The sequence below is a fragment of the Chitinophaga rhizosphaerae genome (genome assembly GCF_003958645.1).
GTDB lineage: Bacteria > Bacteroidota > Bacteroidia > Chitinophagales > Chitinophagaceae > Chitinophaga > Chitinophaga rhizosphaerae.
In genome coordinates this window covers 762,976-783,309 of the sequence record NZ_RXLO01000001.1, presented here as the reverse complement: position 1 = coordinate 783,309, position 20,334 = coordinate 762,976, and the positions used below count along the sequence as shown (strand labels likewise).

The 20,334-nt window shown below is 57.5% G+C and carries 19 protein-coding genes and 1 riboswitch; of the genes, 8 read left to right on the top strand and 11 right to left on the bottom strand.

Annotated features, from left to right (window positions below):
- The first annotated feature begins 2 nt into the window (after positions 1-2).
- Positions 3-1,046: an MlaD family protein gene (locus EJ361_RS03125; RefSeq protein ID WP_126243874.1), complete on the top strand. Its 1,044-nt coding sequence runs from the start codon at positions 3-5 to the stop codon at positions 1,044-1,046.
- Between the two features lie 109 nt (positions 1,047-1,155).
- On the opposite strand, the gene EJ361_RS03120 is transcribed toward EJ361_RS03125, so the two are convergent.
- Both EJ361_RS03120 and EJ361_RS03115 read right to left on the bottom strand, forming a co-directional pair.
- On the bottom strand, positions 1,156-2,046 hold the full coding sequence (locus tag EJ361_RS03120; protein WP_126243873.1) for an EamA family transporter: 891 nt from the start codon (positions 2,044-2,046) through the stop codon (positions 1,156-1,158).
- A 301-nt stretch (positions 2,047-2,347) separates the two neighbouring features.
- On the bottom strand, positions 2,348-3,340 hold the full coding sequence (locus EJ361_RS03115; RefSeq protein ID WP_126243872.1) for a GlxA family transcriptional regulator: 993 nt from the start codon (positions 3,338-3,340) through the stop codon (positions 2,348-2,350).
- Between the two features lie 109 nt (positions 3,341-3,449).
- On the opposite strand from EJ361_RS03115, the gene EJ361_RS03110 reads away from it, so the two are divergent.
- The 5 genes from EJ361_RS03110 (at position 3,450) to EJ361_RS03090 (ending at position 7,397) form a co-directional block, all read left to right on the top strand.
- Entirely contained in the window at positions 3,450-3,692 is a 243-nt protein-coding gene (locus EJ361_RS03110) for a hypothetical protein (RefSeq protein WP_126243871.1), read from the top strand.
- A gap of 12 nt (positions 3,693-3,704) precedes the next feature.
- Positions 3,705-4,139, top strand: a complete 435-nt coding sequence (locus EJ361_RS03105; protein ID WP_126243870.1) for a VOC family protein — start codon at positions 3,705-3,707, stop codon at positions 4,137-4,139.
- Positions 4,140-4,377: 238 nt separating this feature from the next.
- Positions 4,378-5,421, top strand: coding sequence for an LLM class flavin-dependent oxidoreductase (locus EJ361_RS03100; protein ID WP_126243869.1), 1,044 nt, complete (start codon positions 4,378-4,380; stop codon positions 5,419-5,421).
- Positions 5,422-5,514: 93 nt separating this feature from the next.
- A riboswitch (Fluoride riboswitch) is annotated at positions 5,515-5,582 on the top strand.
- Between the two features lie 36 nt (positions 5,583-5,618).
- Complete coding sequence (locus EJ361_RS03095) at positions 5,619-6,893, top strand: voltage-gated chloride channel family protein (protein ID WP_126243868.1); 1,275 nt, start codon at positions 5,619-5,621, stop codon at positions 6,891-6,893.
- 87 nt (positions 6,894-6,980) lie between these two features.
- Entirely contained in the window at positions 6,981-7,397 is a 417-nt protein-coding gene (locus tag EJ361_RS03090) for a DUF6157 family protein (RefSeq protein ID WP_126243867.1), read from the top strand.
- Here the strand turns inward: EJ361_RS03090 and EJ361_RS03085 are convergent.
- From EJ361_RS03085 to EJ361_RS03060, 6 genes are all read right to left on the bottom strand, one after another.
- Positions 7,394-12,685 carry a DUF7379 domain-containing protein gene (locus EJ361_RS03085; RefSeq protein ID WP_126243866.1) on the bottom strand — a complete coding sequence of 1,764 codons (5,292 nt, stop codon included), beginning with the start codon at positions 12,683-12,685 and terminating at the stop codon, positions 7,394-7,396. The genes EJ361_RS03090 and EJ361_RS03085 overlap by 4 nt on opposite strands.
- Positions 12,686-13,039: 354 nt before the next feature.
- Positions 13,040-13,438 carry a VOC family protein gene (locus EJ361_RS03080; RefSeq protein ID WP_126243865.1) on the bottom strand — a complete coding sequence of 133 codons (399 nt, stop codon included), beginning with the start codon at positions 13,436-13,438 and terminating at the stop codon, positions 13,040-13,042.
- A gap of 14 nt (positions 13,439-13,452) precedes the next feature.
- A complete protein-coding gene (locus EJ361_RS03075) occupies positions 13,453-13,869 on the bottom strand; it encodes a hypothetical protein (protein WP_126243864.1) in 417 nt (138 codons plus the stop codon).
- A gap of 60 nt (positions 13,870-13,929) precedes the next feature.
- Positions 13,930-14,829, bottom strand: a complete 900-nt coding sequence (locus EJ361_RS03070) for a DUF6929 family protein (protein WP_126243863.1) — start codon at positions 14,827-14,829, stop codon at positions 13,930-13,932.
- A gap of 15 nt (positions 14,830-14,844) precedes the next feature.
- Positions 14,845-15,267, bottom strand: coding sequence for a secondary thiamine-phosphate synthase enzyme YjbQ (locus tag EJ361_RS03065; RefSeq protein WP_126243862.1), 423 nt, complete (start codon positions 15,265-15,267; stop codon positions 14,845-14,847).
- A gap of 132 nt (positions 15,268-15,399) precedes the next feature.
- On the bottom strand, positions 15,400-16,335 hold the full coding sequence (locus tag EJ361_RS03060; protein WP_126243861.1) for an NAD-dependent epimerase/dehydratase family protein: 936 nt from the start codon (positions 16,333-16,335) through the stop codon (positions 15,400-15,402).
- 85 nt (positions 16,336-16,420) lie between these two features.
- On the opposite strand from EJ361_RS03060, the gene EJ361_RS03055 reads away from it, so the two are divergent.
- A complete protein-coding gene (locus tag EJ361_RS03055) occupies positions 16,421-17,263 on the top strand; it encodes an AraC family transcriptional regulator (RefSeq protein WP_164714059.1) in 843 nt (280 codons plus the stop codon).
- Between the two features lie 181 nt (positions 17,264-17,444).
- On the opposite strand, the gene EJ361_RS03050 is transcribed toward EJ361_RS03055, so the two are convergent.
- From EJ361_RS03050 to EJ361_RS03040, 3 genes are read right to left on the bottom strand one after another with little or no spacing between them, the layout of a single operon-like run.
- Entirely contained in the window at positions 17,445-18,257 is an 813-nt protein-coding gene (locus tag EJ361_RS03050) for a phytanoyl-CoA dioxygenase family protein (protein ID WP_126243859.1), read from the bottom strand.
- 60 nt (positions 18,258-18,317) lie between these two features.
- Positions 18,318-18,899, bottom strand: a complete 582-nt coding sequence (locus tag EJ361_RS03045) for a GrpB family protein (RefSeq protein ID WP_126243858.1) — start codon at positions 18,897-18,899, stop codon at positions 18,318-18,320.
- A complete protein-coding gene (locus EJ361_RS03040; protein WP_126243857.1) occupies positions 18,896-19,273 on the bottom strand; it encodes a winged helix-turn-helix transcriptional regulator in 378 nt (125 codons plus the stop codon). The genes EJ361_RS03045 and EJ361_RS03040 overlap by 4 nt, the downstream gene beginning before the upstream one ends.
- Between EJ361_RS03040 and EJ361_RS03035 the strand changes: the two genes are divergently transcribed.
- A complete protein-coding gene (locus EJ361_RS03035) occupies positions 19,164-20,297 on the top strand; it encodes an NAD(P)-dependent oxidoreductase (protein WP_317126918.1) in 1,134 nt (377 codons plus the stop codon). The two genes, EJ361_RS03040 and EJ361_RS03035, sit on opposite strands and share 110 nt — an antisense overlap.
- The last annotated feature ends 37 nt before the right edge of the window (positions 20,298-20,334 follow it).

The window sequence follows — 20,334 nt, the reverse complement described above, 5'->3', positions numbered from 1 at the left end:
CCATGAACGATAAAAGCACAAAAAGAGGCGTCATCGTAGGTATATTCGTGTTTATCGGATTGCTCATTTTCGTTGCGGGAATCCTTATCCTGGGAGGACAGAAAAAAACATTCATGTCCAGCCTCGGCGTAGTGGCCGTGTTTCACGACATCGGCGGCCTCGCCAAAGGAGACAACGTCTGGTATTCCGGCGTGAAGGTCGGCACCATCAAATCCATCAGCTTCCTGGGGCACGACCGCATCCAGGTGCGGATGGAGATCGACAAGCGCAGCCGCGAATTCATTCATAAGGATGTGGTGGCCAAAGTGAGTTCCGACGGGCTGGTGGGCAACAAGATCATCGCACTGTCTGGCGGAACGGCCGGCGTACCGGCGGTGGAAGACGGGGATACCATTGCGGTGGTGACCGCCATCAGCAGCGACGAGCTGCTCGAAACGCTGCAGGTCAACAATAAAAGCCTCGTGGAAATTACCGGGAACCTGAAAACGATCACCAAAAAGATCGCGGACGGAGAAGGTTCTTTGGGACGGTTGATTTCCAGTGACACGGTGTACAACGATCTGAAGGGCGCCATCGCCGGATTGCAGCGCACAACGGAAAACACCCGCCGCATTACCGCTAACCTGACCGACTACACGGGGAAATTGCAGCGCAAGGGTTCCCTGGCCAACGATCTCGTGACGGATACCATCGTGTTTTCGAACCTGCGCTCGTCGATGAGCAGGATCGAATCGGCGTCGAAGGGGATAGACAGCGTGATGAACAACCTCCAGGCCGCGAGCGCCAGCGTGAACGATAACCTGAAAAGCAGTAAAACGCCGGCCGGGATGTTGCTGAACGATGAAGCCACGGCCCAATCCCTCAAAACCACGATCAGGAACCTGCAATCCAGCACCTACAAGCTCGATGAGAACATGGAAGCGTTGCAGCACAACTTCCTGCTCCGCGGGTTCTTCCGCCGGAGAGACAAGGCGGAAGCCAAAGAACAGAAACGCCTGGAAAAAGAAGCGGAACGCGCGCGGAAGGATTCCTTGTCCGCGCAATAACCCATATTTTCAATACGCATTCGTGGCCCGGGAGAACGGTCTGACCAGACGTTCCTCCGGGCCACAAAGCGTTTAGCTGCATTGCTTGCAGCGGGTATTTCGCGGGCGGTCAGGCAGTTTGCCCGGGTTGCTTTAGCGCCGCCTTAACGGCGGTTTTCGGCAACAACGCCATGGCCGCGAGCATCAACCCCACACCGCACCATTGCAGCGGATTTACCGCCTCGCGCAGCAGCAGGCTGGAGCAAAGCACGGCCACGGGCAATTCGGCAGACATGACCAGCGCGCTCATCGATGCGCCGATCTTCGGGATCCCTTTCGCAAAAAGCAATGGCGGCAGAATGGTGCCGAAAAACGCCAGGAAAGCCGTCCATGGCAAAATCCCCGCGCCGGGGAACGGTATGGGCACGAGCGTCCTGCAATTGACGAGGAAGATCGCCAGGGATGCGCCCGTCATCATCACGGCGCTTTTGCGCACAGGGGGCACGTCCTGCCCGGCCTTGCTGTTGGCGACGATAAACACCGCATAGAAGAAAGCGGACAACAGCGACAGGCCAACGCCTTTCCAATAACCGGCCGGAAATTGAGCGCCGGCCGATACGCCGGACGATAAAAACGTGCCCGCAAGAATGAGCCCCACACACAGCCAATGCCGCCCGCCGGGCCGTTGGCCGAACAACAGCCAGTCGAACAAAATCCCCATCCACACGAATTGCATCAGCAAAACGATCGCGAGCGACGCGGGTATGTACTGCACGGAAACGTAGTAGACGAAAGACGTCAGCCCGATGGCGGCGCCCGTCGCCAGCAGCGGCATATGGATGCGGAAGCGCGATTTTTCCTTCAAAAGAGAAATGCCCCACAGCACGCACATGCCCGTGAGCGCCTGCAGAAAAGCGATGTGGACAGGGCCGAAACCCTGTCGGTATGCGAGTTTGACGAAAGTAGACAACATGCCGTAGCTGCACGCACCGGCAAATACCATGAACATATATCTGGTCATCGATGATCGGGTTGGGGGAACGGCCGTGCGTTCCCGGATACAGGAAATCGTCCGGCGGAAAGCCGGAACGGGAAATGAGCGTGCAAAAACATTCACGCCCGTTCAGTAGCGGGAAAAGCTGTGTCAGACAACCCCTGGGAGGAATAGCAAAGCGGGCCGCGAAGGATGGTGCGGCTTTTTACGAACGTCCGTGAATCATCTGTGGTTACAGCTGCACGGCAGGAGGAGGAGTGGATGGATACTGAAATTGCATGTGTGTCCAGGGTTTCGGGTTACAATATAAAGAAAAACCGGGAATGCGTCAGTTGCGCGCGGGCAACGGCACTTCGCGGTTGTACTTTTTGCGGTATTCCACGGGCGAGAGGCCGGTCGTGCGTTTGAACAGCGTCCGGAAAGCCTTGTTGTCGGTATAGCCTACTTCGAACATCACTTCCGTGATATTTTTCCGGCTCGTTTCGAACCCTTTTTTCGCCGCTTCTATCTTCACCCGCTGGATGTATTCGGTAACGGTGTTGCGCGTGGCTTTCTTGAAACGCCGTTCCAGGCTGCGCCGGCTGATCGCGAAGTGCGATGTGAGCTGGTCGACCGTAATGCGCTCCGCGAAATTCGATTCGATGTAAGACTGAATCTCGCGCACGGAATCGTCTGGATGGTCTTTCTGGCCTTTGAACATGATGAATGCGCTCTGGCTGTCGCGGTCGATCTCGATGGCGAAATACTTGGAGCAAAGGATCGCCACATCGCGGTAGGTGAATTTTTCCACGAGGTGCAGCAGCAGGTTATAGAAAGAGTTGGCGCCACCGCTGGAATAGGTGCCCTGTTCGTCGGTGATGATCCGGTCGGGAACGAGTTCTACTTTGGGGAACATATCGCGGAAAAGGGGCTCCGACAGCCAGTGGGTCGAGCATTTCTTGCCGTCAACCAATCCGCTCGCCGCGAGGAGGAAAGCCCCTACGCAAAGGCTCGCCACTTCCGCGCCGCGCGCGTGCTGCTGGCGGATCCAGGGGAGGAATTCCTCGTTGTCCGCGATCACCTCGTCCATATCGCCGTTCACGGCGGGGATGATGATGAGGTCGGTTTTGCGGAGGTCGGCGATCCGGGTATCCGGCTGAACGGTGAAAAGGCGGTCGTACACCTGCGGCTGGTCCGTCATCCCTACAAACTGCACGTTGAACATGGGTTCTTCCCCAGCGGCGCGGAGAAATTCGTTGGCCTGGGTGAACACCCTGAACGATCCTTCGATACAGCCCAGCGCCACGGCGCCTTTGGGAATGAGAATGGAGATGTGCTTCATGTGTCAAAAATAAGTAGAATAATTGGCGCAATCCACCCCGTATTTTGCCTTTTTTACACCCCACATTTGTGAACATCGCCCGCTATTTTTGCGTTATCAAATCCCCCGCATGATCGAAATATTCAAAACAGACGTAGCTTCGGAAGCCATCGCCCGGCAGTTGGTGGCCGCCATTGCGGAAGTGCTGGAAGGATGCCGCGCCAACTTCGACCTGGAAGATTGCGACCGCATCCTCCGGGTGTGCCGCGACGGCGCCGAGGTGGATGCACAGGCGGTGATCGGCTTGCTGGAGAAGTCCGGGTTTCATGCGGAGGTATTGGAAGATGTTATCGCTCAATCTATCAAATCATAAAAAAACTGCAACATGGCAACAATGAATCCTTATCTGAACTTCAACGGCAATTGTGCGGAAGCTTTCGAGCATTACAAATCCGTGCTGGGCGGCGATTTTGCACCTCCGGGCATCATGCGGATGAAGGATGCCCCGCCTTCCCCGGCGCACGACTCGAAACCCGAAGAAGGCAACCTGGTGATGCATGTAGCTTTGCCCGTAGGCAACAACGTTTTAATGGGGAGCGACTGCCCGCCGTCGTTTGGCACCGTGAACCAGGGCAATGCGAGCTTTGTTTCGCTTACCACCGCCGATGAAGCCGAAAGCAGAAAAATATTCGATGGTCTTTCCGAAGGTGGAAAAGTGACCATGCCGCTGGCGCCCACGTTCTGGAGCCCGCTTTTCGGGATGTGCACGGATAAATTCGGCATTCAGTGGATGGTGGGGATGGAGCACAAACCGCAATAATTCCGCTTTACGAAACGCAACAAGAAATTTCGAAGCCTCCCGGGAACCGGGGGGCTTTTTTGTGGGTAATGCCGCCGGATGGGAACGTGTTATACATGTGCTGAAAGATAATAAATTGATATTCAATATATTGTTGCGATCGGGTACGTATTCCACCCGGCTGGATGTACTTACCTGCAGGTCACCGGGGGGCGGGGGCTGGAGGGTTTCACCTATTTTTGTACCTCAAACCGGAACTATGGAATTAGGAATCAGCTCATTCGGAGAAATCAGACCGGAAGGTGTGAGCGGCGGCGCCCGCGCATCCTTCCTCGCCATGCAGGAACTCATCGCGGAAGCGCGCATGGCCGATCAGACAGGACTCGACGTGTTCGCCCTGGGCGAGCACCATCGCCCGGACTTTATCATTTCCGCGCCGGAAGTAGCCCTCGCCGGCATCGCTTCCGTAACGGAGCATATCCGGCTCACCAGTTCGGTGACGGTGCTCAGTTCGGCGGACCCCGTCCGCACGTTCCAGCAGTTCGCCACGCTGGATCTCATTTCCGGCGGCCGTGCGGAGATCATGGCGGGCCGGGGCTCGTTTACGGAATCGTTCCCGCTGTTCGGGTTCAGCCTGAGCGACTACGATCAGCTGTTCATCGAAAAACTCCAGATGCTGCTGGAGATCAACGAAAACGAAACCCTTACCTGGAAAGGGAAGTACCGCGCGCCGGTCACCAACCGCGGCGTATATCCCCGGCCCTATCAACCTTCCCTGCCCGTATGGATCGCCGCGGGCGGTACGCCTGCGTCGGCCGTCAGGGCCGGAAAGCTGGGGCTGCCGCTTATCGTGGCCATCCTCGGTGGGCGCCCTGCGCAGTTCGTTCCCTTCATGAACCTCTATAAAAAAGCGGCGGAAGAAGCGGGGCACGACCTGTCCAAACTGCAATTCGGTATCAACAGCCAGATGTATATCTCGGAAAATTCCGACCAGGCCGCCGATGAATTCTGGCCTTCGTACGAGGCGCTCATGAACCGCGTGGGCCTCGACCGCGGCTGGCAGCCCATCACCCGCGAACAATTCGAATACCTCCGTTTACCCGACGGCCCGCTCTTCGTGGGCAGCGTGCAGGAAGTGGTGGACAAGATCCTCTACCAGCACCAGCTTTTCGGCCATACCCGTTTCCTCGGCCAGCTCGTGAAAGGGTATATCGAACCGGAAAAAGTGCTGCGCTGCATCGAGTTGTTCGGAACGCGCGTAGCGCCCGCCGTGCGCGATGCACTCGGCAAAACGACATCCTGAAAATATCAAAGGGAACCATGCGCCGCCGTCTGCCGATCCGTGGACGGCGGCGCTGCGCTTGACAGGCAAGAAATTATTGCTTACCTTGCAGCCATTAAAACAGGAAATGGTGTCTTCCTGACCCAAACCGCTGCTTCGCAGCTGATGGCGCCTGCAAATATTGACGGCTTCGGCCGGTTATTAAACTATTTGTAGGTATGAACGATTCAAATTCTCCGATCGACGTTTTTTACTCCAGGTTTTATTTAGTTTATTTTGCGCTCATCGCCCTGCTCGTGTCGCTTTTCACCGGATCGGCCGTGGCTGTCTTCCTCATTTTGCTGGATCTCGTAACGGAAACCCGCTGGGGAAATCCCTGGCTGCTGTACCTGTTGCCGCTGGCGGGGATCGGCATCTGGGCCCTGTATCATTTTTTAGGGAAAAACTCCGGCGCAGGCAACAACCTCGTTATCGACGAAATCCATGAGCCCGGTGGCGGCGTGCCTTTGCGGATGACGCCGCTCGTGCTGCTCACCACGCTCGTGACCCACCTGTTCGGCGGCTCCGCCGGCCGCGAGGGAACGGCCGTTCAAATGGGCGGCAGCCTGGCGTCGAGGATCGGCCGGTGGATGAAGCTGGACGAAGCAGATACGCGGATCGTACTCATGATGGGGATCGCCGGCGGGTTCGGTGCGGTTTTCGGAACGCCTGTCGCAGGTGCGGTATTTGCCCTGGAAGTATTGGCGATCGGGAACGGCAAATTGCGCGATTTCAAAGCCCTGGTGCCCTGCTTCATTGCGGCGTACCTGTCTGACCAGGTTTGCCAGCTCTGGGGCGTTACCCATACCCATTACGCCATCCAATTCGGTGGTGCGTTCAACGGGTGGTTGCTCGGTATCACGATCGTTGCAGGCGCGGCGTTCGGATTTGCCGGCCGGCTGTTTTCCTGGGCCATGCATGCGTTGAAAGATGTATCCGGCAAAATATTCGTGAAAACGCCCTGGCTGACGCCATTCGTGGGCGGCTGTATCGTGATCGCACTTGTTTTTATCGCGGGAACGGAGGATTACATCGGATTAGGCGTTCACGCGCCGGACCCGGCAGGCATTTCCATCGTGAACGCATTCAGGGAAGGCGGCGTAGCCCAATTCAGCTGGCTGTGGAAACTCGTTTTTACCGTGGTGACGCTGGGGATGGGGTTCAAAGGGGGAGAAGTGACACCGCTCTTTTTCATCGGGGCCACGCTCGGCAACACCATTGCGCTGTATACCGGGGCGCCGGTAGACCTGCTCGCCGGCCTGGGCTTCATCGCCGTGTTTGCCGGTGCTACGAATACGCCCATCGCCTGCACGCTCATGGGCATCGAACTTTTTGGCGCAGGCAATGTAGTGTACTTTGGCGCAGCTTGCCTCACGGCGTATTTTTGCAGCGGCCATGCGGGTATATATTCCTCACAACGCATCCATCATCCGAAGTTCGGGCGCTGGAAGTAATTCATTTCAACAAACGGCGCCGTAAACTTAATTTTGATGTCCAGAAAGATTTCAGTCCGATTGATTCCCGTTTCAAACGATGCATCCATGAAAACAACCAATTACATCAATACATTTATCGAAGTGGCGGAAGATTGTCCGGTGGCGGAAGGGGAAATCCCCCAGGCAAAAGGCGGCAAAATCACCGTAGCGTCCTATCAGTTCGATATGATCATCGCCCATCCCTATAAATATACTTCCGACGATATCATTTTCAACCAGTACGCCGATAAGGAAGGCCTTGCCGGACAGGCCCGCAAAGACGCCCGAACCGAATATTTCCAGACGGGCCGCGCCTGTCTCCGCGCGTCCCCGCTGGGAAAACGTTATGGGTGGGGCATCCATTACGACGAACAGGGCCGTATCGCCATCTACGCCAAAGGCACCCCGGAATACGACCGCTTCAGTAAAGATCCTTCACTCCAGCACACAAGAGCCATGCGCTCCAGGAAAGCGGGATCCTAGGGCATCAATTCCCGCAGCGGCCGCAATTCCTCCCGCGCTTTTTCAGCACGGGCGAGCCGTTTTTTGCCCGCGAGCGACAACACATCGTCTATAAACTCGAACACGCCCGCATCCGCCTGCTTCATCACCGGGTGCGCCGGCTGCCGCATGGCCGACTGGTAAACGGTTTCCGCTTCCCGGAAAAATTGGGGGTTGGGGTGCAGCAGATGCAGCCCCAGTAGCAGGTGCCCTTCTGTGACAAGATGCCGGTAAGCCTGTCCGTCGAGCAGATCGATGGGGTGTCGGCGATGCGCGTCCAGCGCCTGTTTCAGTTCCGATCCGGCGAGTTCTTTGGCCGGGCCCTGCGCGCCGGCGAGCAACAGCGCGTTTTGCAGCAGGTAGTAACAGGAAAGGCTATACGTTTTTGTGCTGTTGGCGTTCATGCCGGCAGCGTCGCGGTAACAATCGGCGGATGCGCGGTACGCGGCTTTCTTCGCTTTGCCTTCGCTGAGGTAGGCTTTCCGTTTGTATGCGCCGCCGAGCAGGTGCAGCCTTTCCGAAGTGGCGCCCATGTTCCGCAGAAAAACAATATCGCTGATGATGCGGTCGGTTTGTGCGATGAAGGTTTCCCGCTGCGCGGGGTCGGTTTTGAGCGCAGCGTCCGACTGGTATTGCTGCATGAGATGCGCGAGCCGTACGGCGCAGTAGCGTTCCACCGTAGCGCCGGAGAAGTTGGCGGCTTCGGCCTGCAGCAGTTGGGTAAATAGCTGAATCGCGGGGCCGTATTGCCGGAGGCTCGCGTAGAGCAAGGCTTCCAACTCGGTGATGGCGGAAGTGCGGATATGGTTTTCATCCACCCGCCTGCAAATATCTTCCACCTGGCGGAGCGTGTATTGCGGATCGCCATCTCCCAGGTCGAGGGCGCTGAGGATGTTCGACAGCATGATCTCCGCATCGTCTGCCAGGAGGAATTGTCCGTATGTTTGCCGCGCATTGCCGCGGGGCTCCATGATATAAAAAGGGTCGCCGTAGCACTGGTATGCGCCCCAGGTGTTGGTGCGGTGGCCATGCAAATCGAAAATGTGCCGGCGCGCGGCTTTCACCGCATCCCCGAAATTATTTCCCTCGAATAATTCTCCATATAATTTCTCCGTAAAATCGAGCGCGGCAGCGTCGTCTACCGCCCATCCCGCCACGATCACGGCGCGGACGCCGTTATTGATCAGTTGCGTCCCGAAGTTGGCAGCGAGCTGATATCTTTGCTGGTAGCGGGCTTCTGCGCCGCTGTCCATTTCGCCCAGGAAACAGCAGTTCACGAATACGAACTCGGGAACGGTAGGGATTTGGTGGAGATGGGTCGTGTTGAGACAGGCGTCAGGCCCGATGAGCATGCCGCTTTTGAGATAGTTTTCCGGGTCGAATACGCCGTGGCCGGCAAGATGGATGATCTTGTAGTCGCGGGCGAAGAGGGTAGTAAGGATGTCTGCGTCTGACGCGTTAAGCAATGGCCAGGTGTTATAGTCCTGCGCTTCGAGGAGCTGCTGCACTTTCTCCCCCTCATGCCGGGCGCCCGGCAGCTGGCTGAATGCTTCCCTGAGATCGGGATCGGCCACGATGAGCGCCGTTCGGGACACTACGGGATTGATGCGGATGCGGTAGTCGCGCGTGGCGAGCTGGCGCACCATGCCGGCGTTCACACTGAGGGGTAAGGCGTCGGAAAGTGCGTCCTGCAGCAGTTCCCAGGGGTATGCGGCGGTTTCGGTGTCTACGATCCAGTTGATGTTGCGCTGCCGTTTCACCTGCTCCTTGAAATCGTTGGGGATCAGCATTTCGAACATGGACTTGGCGAGCTGCGGGTTCCAGCGGTTTTGTCCGCTCATGGTATTGAGCAAAGACTGAAGCCCGCTTCTCGAAATGTGCAGGATGCGCTCTTCTTCCCGCGCCGCGTCGGTAGACATGGTAAAGCGCAGCGCGCCCGACCCGTCGCCCGTGTCGCCGTCTTCCATCTGCCGCACCTGGATGCGCGTCCACCAGTCGCTGTTATTGTCGATCAGCATGCGTTCCCTGCTGCCGGGGCGCTTTACGATCGTCCTGTTCTTCCACAGAATATGCAATTGCTGCTTTTCTTCTTCTGCGATGTGGTTGATGGCCAAAAAGCAGCTCATCGCCCGGTCGCGGTACATTTCGATGAATTCTATTTCGCCGACGGTAATGGCGTTGTCGTAATTATCGCGGATTTTATCGTTCGCGGCCTGCACGCCCGCGATCAGCGCGCGCACGGAACTCTCGATACTCAACCCGCCATATCCGCAACCGATCGCCAGCGCGCTGATGCCCACGGTACGTTTGTTCGTAGCCACGGATTCGGGAACGGCGATCGGGCTATTGAAAATCGATAAATATTTCAGGACGGATTTCTCCACGGTTTGCGCCAAAAGCCAGGGCGTTAATTCCCCCTGTTTTCCCAAACCAGCGATGATGGCGCCTTTGAACGGCGATGGCTTTTCCACGATGAACGTTTCGCTTGTGCCCGTTTCGCCGGGATACAGGCCCAGGCCATGCCTCCGCGCCAGTTCGCCCTGCAGGTACCTGTTGATGGATTTTTCGGCGGAAAAAAGGCCATCGTTCAGGAAATGCCCCACCAGCACCGGGTGCGCCGCAAATTTGCAGTCGCCGTTGCTGAGCGTGATGGTAACGGGCACCGCGCCTTCGCGGTAAACGGTATCCTGCGGAAGCCCCAGCATGGAGCGTTCCAGGTTTTCGGGCGATAATCCGAAAGACAGCATGGCTTTCTGGGGCTGGCTTTTCCCGATGCCCCTGCTAACGGGCGGTTCGGTGCGCAACAACATCGTGGCCCCCGTGCCCAGGATCTCCCGGATGGCGGTAAAGAGCCGCTTGTCGCAGGGAAGGGCGCCGTAAGGAACGTCCGTAAAGTACACCTGCCCGTTTTTTTGCAGGTAGGCCGGGATGCTGTCGGCCCAGGGCGCGCTGCCGTCGCCGGCCGGCGTTCCGGTAAAAGTGAGCCGTCCGTCCCGTTCGATGCGGTGCCCGTCTGGCGTATGGCGCCCCGGGGGCGATTGTCCGGCGATGAACACGATACCGCTGGCATCTGCATGTTCCATCCCAGTTCGTACATCATCCCGGTATTGCGCGAAAAGCCGGAGATGTTCACCGGAAGGCACCGGCCATCCGGGACGTTTCAGCGCGATGCGCAACGCTTCCCACGATGTGGGATCGGCATAGTCGGCAATAGCCGTGGAGAAGGGAAGGAGGCACATCAGCCCGGGGAGCCCGGCAAACACTTCCGTAAGCTCGGCAGTGGAATGATGGAGATCGAGCCCCGCGAGTTGACGGATCACCGCGTCTTCCCCGAACAGCATCTGCGGAATGCGGTAAGTGCCGCCCAGCGGACTTCCCAGCAGCAACGCACTGCATCCTCCCTGTGTGCGCAAAGCTTTCCAGGTTTCGGGATGGCGGTAGGCCAGCTCGCGGACGAGCAGTCCGCCCGTACCATGTGCGAGGATCTGTACGCGCAGCCCGGCTTGCAGGAGCACGTTCACTTTTTCCGCGAGCAATGCGCCTGTTTCCACGGGCGAGCGGCGCCAGTCGTAAGGGAAAGTCAGCACGTCGTGGGAAGTGAGGAGCGCATCGGCCAGTTCGGTGTAGGCGGAAGCGGGGAGGGCTTCGGCCACGATGGATGTATTTTCCATGGAAAGTTCTGTGAGCCCGCCTTCCAGCAATTCTCCATAATCGGGCCAGAGCGTTTTTTGACCGTTGCCCAGCCAACTGCCCAGGAGCCCCGGTACGAGGAGCACCACCGGCCTGTTGCCGGAAACCTGGTCGCGGACGAGCTTCCCGCCCGCCGCTACGCCGGTCCGCAGCGCGTCTCCGGCCATTTGTGCGCCGGTATTGAATCCCGCGACCGTACCTTCTCCGTCTGCCTGGAGGGCCATCAGGAGGGCCGAGGCGGAGCCGTTGTTGAAGAAATAATTGAAATGATTGGCGTTCGCGCCCTGGTCCAGGAAATACTGCACCTGCTGCGGCACCCGGCGCGCGCCGTTGTACATGGAAGCGGTATCCACCACCAGGTCGTTCCCGGAACGGAAATACAGTTTCCCCAAAATAGCCGCCAGTCCGCGCCAGCCCGCACTGATCCGGCTGATCCCGGAAATAACGAATAGCGGCGAATCGATGAGCGTTTCCGGCCCGGGATTATTCAGCGCGCGGATGAAAGGGGATGCAGGCTGCTGGGCTTCCAGCCCCGGCAACGATTCCGGATCGCCCTTGGCGGCCACCAGCGCGCCCAACAAAGCTTTGAACGCCTGGAACACGGGATGGAAGCCGGTTGCGAGACCCAACAGGTTCAGGATCACGTTGAAATAATGGTCCAACCGCCGCGATGCCAGCAATGTACCGCTGGCAGGGCATGCCACTCTAACTGTTTTGGATATACGGATATTTTTGTGCTGGAAAATTTCGCCGAGGGAAGCGATGGCGGCAAGGTCGGCCATACGGTCGTGTTTGCGCAGGTATTCCGTTTCGACGGCATGGAAACCTGCTTTTTTCCCTTCTGCGGAATAGCGGGCGAGGACGTCGCCCAGGAGCCCGCCGCGCGAATGCGTCACGATATGCAGGTTGGCGCCGTCGGGCAATAGTTGGGCCAGCTCCGTCGCGTTCTGGAGGGGCGACAGCGTGAGCGTCCGGTGCTGATAAGCCAGTATCCGCGAGCCGTACATGTTGCGAAGGCGCTTCCAGGTGTCGGTGTCCCGCAGATCGCCGAAAGCGCCGGCGAAACTGGAGGCCGTGCCGTGGATGAAAAGCAGGTATGGGGCGGTTTCCCCTTCCGCCAGCGATGCGGCTGTCAAAAGAAGATCGTCGCCGGCCAGCAGCAAGCCATATTGGCCGCCGGTCTGCCGGTCTTCCAGCACGCCCGCGAGGTCGCGGATGGCGGGTGCAGCGGCTTTTTTGACGAAAACCTCCAGCAATTTGACCGCCAGCACAGGCATGGCGCCGCGTTCGGGAAGGTCGGTGGTTAGTGTGTCGGGGAACCGGTACACCGCGGTCCCGCCGCGCTGCTGGACGGCCGTTCCGGGAAACAGCGATTCCAGTTGCGCGGGGTCGCAATACCAGATGGTATCGTCGTCGAGCGTAATGGCGAGGATATGTTCCTCCGTTACGGCGATTGTGTGTTCTTCCTGCGTGCCGCGCCCGGCGCCGCTGAGCTGGAAACTGGCCAGATGGGAAAGCCCCGGTACATCGGCGGATGCGGGGCGGCGGGTGCCGTATATTTGCAATTCGTTGATAGACATGTTCGTAATTTTCCGGTAAACGGGATATTTTTTGGGGTGTACTTATCGGTTATGACGGTTTATCTGCTTCCGGCGATGCCGGGAAGGCTGCCGTGGGGTTGAATCGTGCTTCGAAATGATATTCAATTTCACAAGGCGTGCGCCGCATGGAAAAATGCAGGCGATAGGGAGATGGGACATGGTATCGGGCGTATTGACTGTTCGTAGTAACTCCCGTAAAAATAGGCATTTCTTTTCATTGGGCGATGCAAGGTCGCGCGCTTCCGAAAGCCAGCCCGCGGCGGCGCTTCAGTATAGCGTAATATGGATCAATATCTTTGACGCGGAAGGCAATGAGAAGGAGATGGGAGTGCGTTACAGCGCGGTAGCATATTTCAGATAATTGCTCACTTCTACCAGGTTCCCGTCAGGATCGCGGAAGTAAACGGAACGGATGGGGCCGGTGGCGCCGGTGCGGATCACACCCTTTTCGATGATGGGAACGTTGTGATGTTCCAGCGTGCGCACTACGGCTTCCAGCGGCGTGTCCGTAATGAAACAGAGGTCGGCGGAGCCGGGGAGGGGATGTTCGGCTTTGGGCTCAATTTCCTGCCCGCGCTGGTGCAGGTTGATCTGCTGGTCCCCGAAACGCAGGGCCTTCCGGCCCTCGCCGAAAATCGTCGTTTCCATGCCCAGTACCACCGTGTAAAATGCGCAGGTGGCGTCTATGTCTGCCACGGTAAGCACCAAATGATCGAGCCGGAGAATGTTCATGGTTGCTGGTTTTATTAGAACTGATCGCCCCATTCATGGCCGAAGAGCTTGCAGAGCGTGGCTTCGCGGCGGCCGTACGTTTTCCGGCTTTCCTCGGCGATGCCTTCCTGGTCCATCTCTTCTTCGCTCACCTGGTACACGGCCGCTTCGGGCGGCGTTTCGTCGGTGGAAAGGATCGCGTACCAGTTTTCTTCCTGCAGCGAATCGATCTTGTATAACGCATATCCATACACGCTGAGCGCCTGTCCCAGGTAATCCATCGCGTCTTCCTGGTCATCATCGTCGCGCATCTCGGCCAGTTGTTCCATTTCGGCAGACTGGAGGATGTCCATGTCCGGGTACACCTGTTGCAAAAGGTACAGCACCTCGGAAGCGTTTTCTTTCCAGGGGGCAGCGGCGATGGGAAGGTTCGAGAGATTGACGTCGCGCATAAGGAACTGTGTTTGAGACTATAAAGGTAAGTTGCCGCGATGTATCCGCCAAAGCGTGTTTTACAGTATGGCGTTGATGGCGAAAAGATGGCTGTTGCCCGCGTCGTTATCGGCCACCAGGTGGAGCAGCAGGCCTTCCGCGCGGTTTTTTTCCAGGCAGATGCCCTCGATCTTTTGTCCGGCGAATACGGCCGATACGCTCGTCAGGTTCACCATTTCGTCGGGCATCACCGTTCCGTTCCGCATTTTTTTGCTGTATTCGCGGACCACGGCCAGGTAGCTGTCGCCGATAATGCCATCGTCGTATGTGCTGGCGGTGGCTTCGGTGGTCAGGGTAAGGAGGAGCAGGTCGCGGCCGGGAATGTAGCACAGGTCCGATACGCCGCGGAATCCCTGGCTGGATTCCGGTAATTTGACGTGTTGGAAAAAAGGCGGGTCGTTGTGCACGGGGTTCCAGCAATCCGGCCGGGCGATGATGAGGGTATTATGCGGATTGTCTTCATGCCCCCTGTTCGCCAGCACCAGCTTGTTGGCGGCGATGGCGGCGCCTTCGATATTGACATCGTGCAATTGCCTGCTGATGGCGTCGAGGAAATCGGCGGCGTAATGGGTGTAGATGACGGGATGGTCGCTGGTACGGAAGGGCAAAGGCACGAGCAATATCTGCCGGCGGGTTTCCAGACTGGCCGATCCGAAGGCTGCCAGGTATTGCGCCTGTTTGTGTTTCAGCACCACGGCCGATTCCAGGTCGGCTTTCTCCGGTTTGGGAATGCGGTACTGCGGATGGGAGAACAGCGTCACGGACCCGGTAGTCCTGTATTGGGTATCGAGGATGCGCAGTTCGCGGGCATCGTCTCCCACGAGGTACAGCCGTCCGTCTTTAAAAGCGAGTGCGGAGCCGGAAGGAAAATCGGACAGGGTCTGTTCGCGGAGGAGGCTGATGGTGGGTTGAACGAGCATATCTTCAAATATAGGTTATTCGCCCCAGAGGGTAATGACCAGGTTGCGGGGGCCGCCTTCGTCGCGATGTTCGCAGAGATAGATCCCCTGCCAGGTACCAAGAGCAGGCCGGCCATTGCGAACGGGCAGCAGCACGGAGCATCCCAGCAGGGAAGATTTGAGGTGCGCCGGCATATCGTCCGCACCTTCGTAGTCGTGTTCGTAATCGGGATCGTTTTCCGGAACGGCCTTGTTGAAGAACGTCTCGAAATCGCGGCGCACCGTGGGGTCGGCGTTCTCGTTCACGGTCAGCGAGGCAGACGTATGCTGGATGAATACTTGCAGCATGCCTGTTTTTATCTCCCGGATGGCCGGTATCGCGCGGAGCACTTCGTCCGTAACAAGGTGGAAGCCCCTGCGTTTTCCCGGCAACCGCAACATTTCCTGGTACATTCTCATTGACTGGTGTTTTAAAGCGCTATCGTCCTGCTTGGCGGTGCGCACCTGTTGTTTAAACGTTGGTCAATCCGTTTTCACAGGTTTTATGAACGCTCAAGATAGGCATTGCCGCCGGATTTTCATGTCTCCGGGTCAGGGTTGCGCGAGGTACCACCGGGCGGTGGCTTTCACACCGGCTTCGTAAGAGGTGGGTGTGAATTGGAAATGCTTTTCGAATTTGGCGGAGCTGAAGCGGAACGGGAACGCGTCCTGGTAATTCATTTCCTGCATTTCGCGCATGAAGGGGTTTAACCAGCTAATGGCTTTGAGGAGCCATTTCGGCAAAACGGTCACGCTGTTTTTTGCGCCCATTTCTTTGGCGGCGAGCTGGATGAATTGCCGGCCGGTGAGTGCGGGGCTGACGCTGGGCAGGTGCCATATCTGTCCGAACGCTTCCCCGCTTTGGGAAAGCATATACAAAGCCCTTGCGGCGTCGGGGGTATAATTGTAGGAGCGGGGAACGTCGGCGTTGAGGAACCATTGCGCTTTTTTTCCCTTTTTCATGTTGGCGAACACGAGCACGCCGGCGGCGCTTTTGTCGGTAACACCGGGCCCGTAAAAATCGACCGCCCTGGCGATGACGGCTTTTAAAGCGCCGGTTTGCATTTCGGTTTCGAGCATCCTGGCTACGCCGGCGCGCACTTTACCCTTGCGGCTAACGGGGCGGTAAGGCGTGGTTTCGGTGATATCGCCGTCCACTTTTCCGTACATGTAGGCATTATCGAAGAAAATGAGCCTGGCATTGGCGGCTTTACAGGCGTTGATGACGTTGCGCATGATCACGGGCCAGTCGCGCTCCCAGATCGAAGCATTGTACTGGATGCCGACGAGCATATACACGATATCCGATCCCTTCACCGCATGGAGCACCTGTTCGTAATCGAGAACATCGGCGGCAATGGATTCCGTTCCGGAAACGGGTTTCGGGTTCCGCGAAACGAGGCGGACCTGCTGGCCTTCGGCCTGGAGCACGGGGAGGAGGGCGGAGGCGATGGTGCCGTTGGCGCCGAGGAGCGTATGTAATGCCATGGTAGAATGTTTTACTTTTGTTATCGGTTTGATGATGCAAACTTACCACCGGCGCCCCGCCGGAAATTGTAAGAAAACGAACGCCATGGATATATACGGAATGAAATATGACAGGGATGAAAGGTTGAAAGACGTACTGCAGCCGCTTTACGCCATCAGGGCGCCGGAGAATGCCGCTGCTGAAGTGTTTCATTTGTCACCCAACCTGGAGATGTTGCTGATATTCAGTTTTGGAGAGCCGTTACGCTATACGTTCGACCGTTCGGAGGCCCTGCAGCAAACGATGGACGACATCATGATCCTGGGCCCCCTTCGCCGGCTGCTCACTTACGAACGCCCCGGCGGTACCGATATTTTGGTGTTGCCTTTCGTGCTCGACGGTTTTTATCGCCTGCTGGGCATTTCTCCCGACGATATGGATCTGTCGGCGGCAGACGATCCCCGCTTCGCGCAAACGGCCGCCTGGCTGGAGGCGATGCATGCGTCCCTCGCCCGGTATTCCGACCCGATGGAACGTGCCGCCGCTGCGGAAAAAATGATACTGCAAGCCGTGGCGCCTTCGGAGCCGGCGTCTGTTCCCCTCCTCGAAAACCTCGACGCCATCCGGAACCCGGCGCTCAACCCGGTAAAAGTGATCGCGGAACAATGGGATATAACCGAGCGCGCCGTTCAGCAGCGATTCCGGAAATATGGCGGGTACTCGCCCAAGGAACTGATCCGGTTCCTGCGCTTCAAAGCCGTCGTGAACTGGTTGCTGGAGCACCCTTCGCAGAAACCGGACTGGTTTTTCCTCATCGAGCGGTTCGGTTACCACGACCAGAGCCACCTCATCAAGGATTTCAAACATTACACCGGCGCGCCGCCGAAAGAATTCCTGAAAATGAATAGCAACGGCAGTTTCTGCACGAGCTGGATTCCGGAGGATTGACAACTCATCAGCACCGATATAACAGATGGCATAACAGGCATCACCATTGTAGACAAAGGTTTTTTCATTTCCGGCCAGGATCGTGTCTGCCAGCGTGTATCCGTTTTCGTGATAGATCCGGATTTGGTAGCTTCAGGATGATGCAATCACGCGTCCGTTCCATAAAAATATTTTTTAACCGCTATTCTTTATCCAGCCCGATGCCCAGTCTGATGGCGGATTCTACGGCGTTGTAAGTTCCTGCTTTGTTGAACAGCGAAAACGGTTGTTTGGGAAACAAGCCGGGTTGCGCGAGGAACCTGGGCTGTGTGCCGCGGTGCCTTTGTGCCGCATGAACGAGAAACGGGTGGCAAAGATATACGGTGCCGGCTTCGCCGGTTGCGAGGGCTTCTTTCCGGTGGCCGGTACCGCCCAGTTTTTCGGCGATCTGCAGGGCCGTGAGTCCTTTGTCGCCATGCGGACGAAGGAGTTTGGCCACATCGAGATGGGAACCTGCGCGGATGCGGGTGGGAGCGTCGTTTTCACCGATGTCGGAGAAGAGGAACAGCATCAGTAATGCGCGGTTTTTGGAGTGGAGGTTGGATTTCCACTTGAAGAAATTTCCCGGATCGCTGGCGGCTTCGCGGCCGGGGAAGCTCACGTCCACATGCCAGCCATCGTCGCCCGCGTCCTCATTGCCCGGAAATCGAACGGGAAAGGTGCCAATGCTTTGGCGGGGCACCCAGCGGCCGGGGCCGATGAGCTGGTCGAACGCGGCATGCAGCACGGGCGTGTTGGCGGCCTGAACGAAAGGTTCCTGCGAAAACTCGCCCAGCCAGACCACAGGCGCTTTCCATTGCGCGGGCGCATCCGGGCGGAGGTTCATTTCCTTCCATAAAATATCCTGCACTTCCAGCGCCAGTTCACGCGGGAATGCCTGGTTGAGGCGAACGTAGCCTTCCGTGATGAAATGCCGGATATCGGCGTCTGATAAGGGAAGATTGGGTTGCGGCATATGGCATGGTTTACCATCTAATTTACACAATTGCCGGGAAGGGAACAACAAAGCGGGGAATCAGCCTTTCCACCAGGCGAGGGCGCGCTGCTCAACGGATTTCATGAAGGCATCTTTCGCGGCGTTGTATTCGTTGGTGTCGCCGAACTCCCGGGCGGAGAGCCCGATCTTGAGTGCGGCATAGGCATCGGCTACATCGGGGTGCGACCGCAGGAAGTCCCGCATCGCCAGGTGCCTTTTCCAATGCCAGGTGTTTTTGACCATGATGTGGATGTTGACGAGCGACGGGATGGGGCCGCCGGTCACGAAAGGATCGCCGATATCTACCAGCCAGGGCGCCGATTCGCCGGGCGGCATGCCCAGCAGCGCGAAGAAGCGGCGGTAGGGCATGGAAGGTTCGTATTTCCGGAAGTAGGTATATCCGCGGCGGTTCATCGGTTCGATCGTTGCATCGAGCAATTCGTCTGACGCAACACCCACGAGGATATCGATCATCGGTTTGGCGGCGAGCCCGGGCACGGATGTACTGCCGATATGGTCGATAACGGGGAACAGGTGCCCGAGCGCCTCCGAGATGAGGCGCTGCTGCTCCAGAAACGCGCCGGGCCAGAGTGGGTCATATGGTGCGATGATGACTTTCATGATGGCGCATTGAGCGCTTCTTCCGTCATGGCCGCCGACATTTCCTGGACAAATGCCTTGTTCGCATTGCCCCAGGCGTCCATCGCGGCGATAAGCGGCAGAACCGAGCGCCCGAAATCCGTGAGGAAGTATTCCGTTTTCAGGGGGAACCCGCCCGAAGTTTCTTTCCGGATCACCTGGAGGGCTTCCAGCTCGCGGAGGTGCATCTGGATCACCCGCGCCGGCGCTTCAGGAATTTCGCGCTGTATTCCGCTGGGCCTGCTGATGCCCCGCGAAATCGAATCGATGATACAGGCACGCCATTTACCGCCAACGATCTTGTTGGCTACATTGACGCCGCAATCCAGGTTCTCCAAAATTTTCCGTTCGTACATGATCATTCCTTTCGGGAAAGGTAGGCCTTTTTCGGGAATGAACTTTTGCCGCCATAGGGAACTTTTTATCCCTACCGAATCTTTTTTCCGTTATTGTCCGCCTTCCCGTTGCGCCGCACCTTTGTTCCAGCAAAACAAAAGAATGATGAAACAACACAATGAAAAATCCGCGGCGGTACTGGGCCTCGGCATGATGGGCGCCACACTTGCGAAATTGCTCCTGGCACAAGGTTACGGCGTTACGGTCTGGAATCGCAGTGCCGATAAGTCTGTTCCCCTCGCCGAAGCGGGTGCGAAAGTGGCCGCAACGCCCGAAGAAGCCGTGAACTCTGGAAACGTGATCGTAATGTGCGTGCATGATTACGCCGCTGCAAACGCCATCCTCGCCCGGACCGAAACCGCGGACTGGAAAGGAAAAGTACTCGTGCAATTGACGAGCGGCAGTCCTGCCGAAGCCGAACGCCTGGAAGCCTGGACGGAAGCCCTTGGCGCCGGGTACCTCGATGGCGCCATCCAGGCTGCGCCGCAACAAATGGGACGGGAAGACACGCCTTTATATATTTCCGGTAAAAAAACGGCCTGGGAAGCGGCGCTCCCGGTACTGAAAACTTTCGCCGGCGCGCCGGAATGGCTGGGAGAAAGAGCGGGATTGGCATCGTCGGTAGACCTGGCCACGCTTTCAGGGATTTACGGAACGCTGATGGGCTTTTTCCATGGCGCGCGGATCATGGAACATGCCGGATTCCCGGTTGATAAGTACGCGGGACTGCTGACAGGGATCCTCAGCACTTTCGGGGAATTTATCAAGTACGAAGGGCAACTGGTGCATGAGAATCGCTTTGTCAAAACAGAAAGTCCGCTGAGTATTTCCGTAGATGCATCGGCGAGGATACAGGAGCAGGCCAGAGATGCGGGCATCAACAGCGCTTTCCCGGATTACCTGGCGGGGATGTTCCGTCGCGCGGCGGACATGGGGCTGGCAGACGAAGAATTGTCGGCGATGATCAAGGTTTTGCGGGTTTGATGTTTGGGCTTCGCTTCGCCCGGGAAGGCGGTCGTTA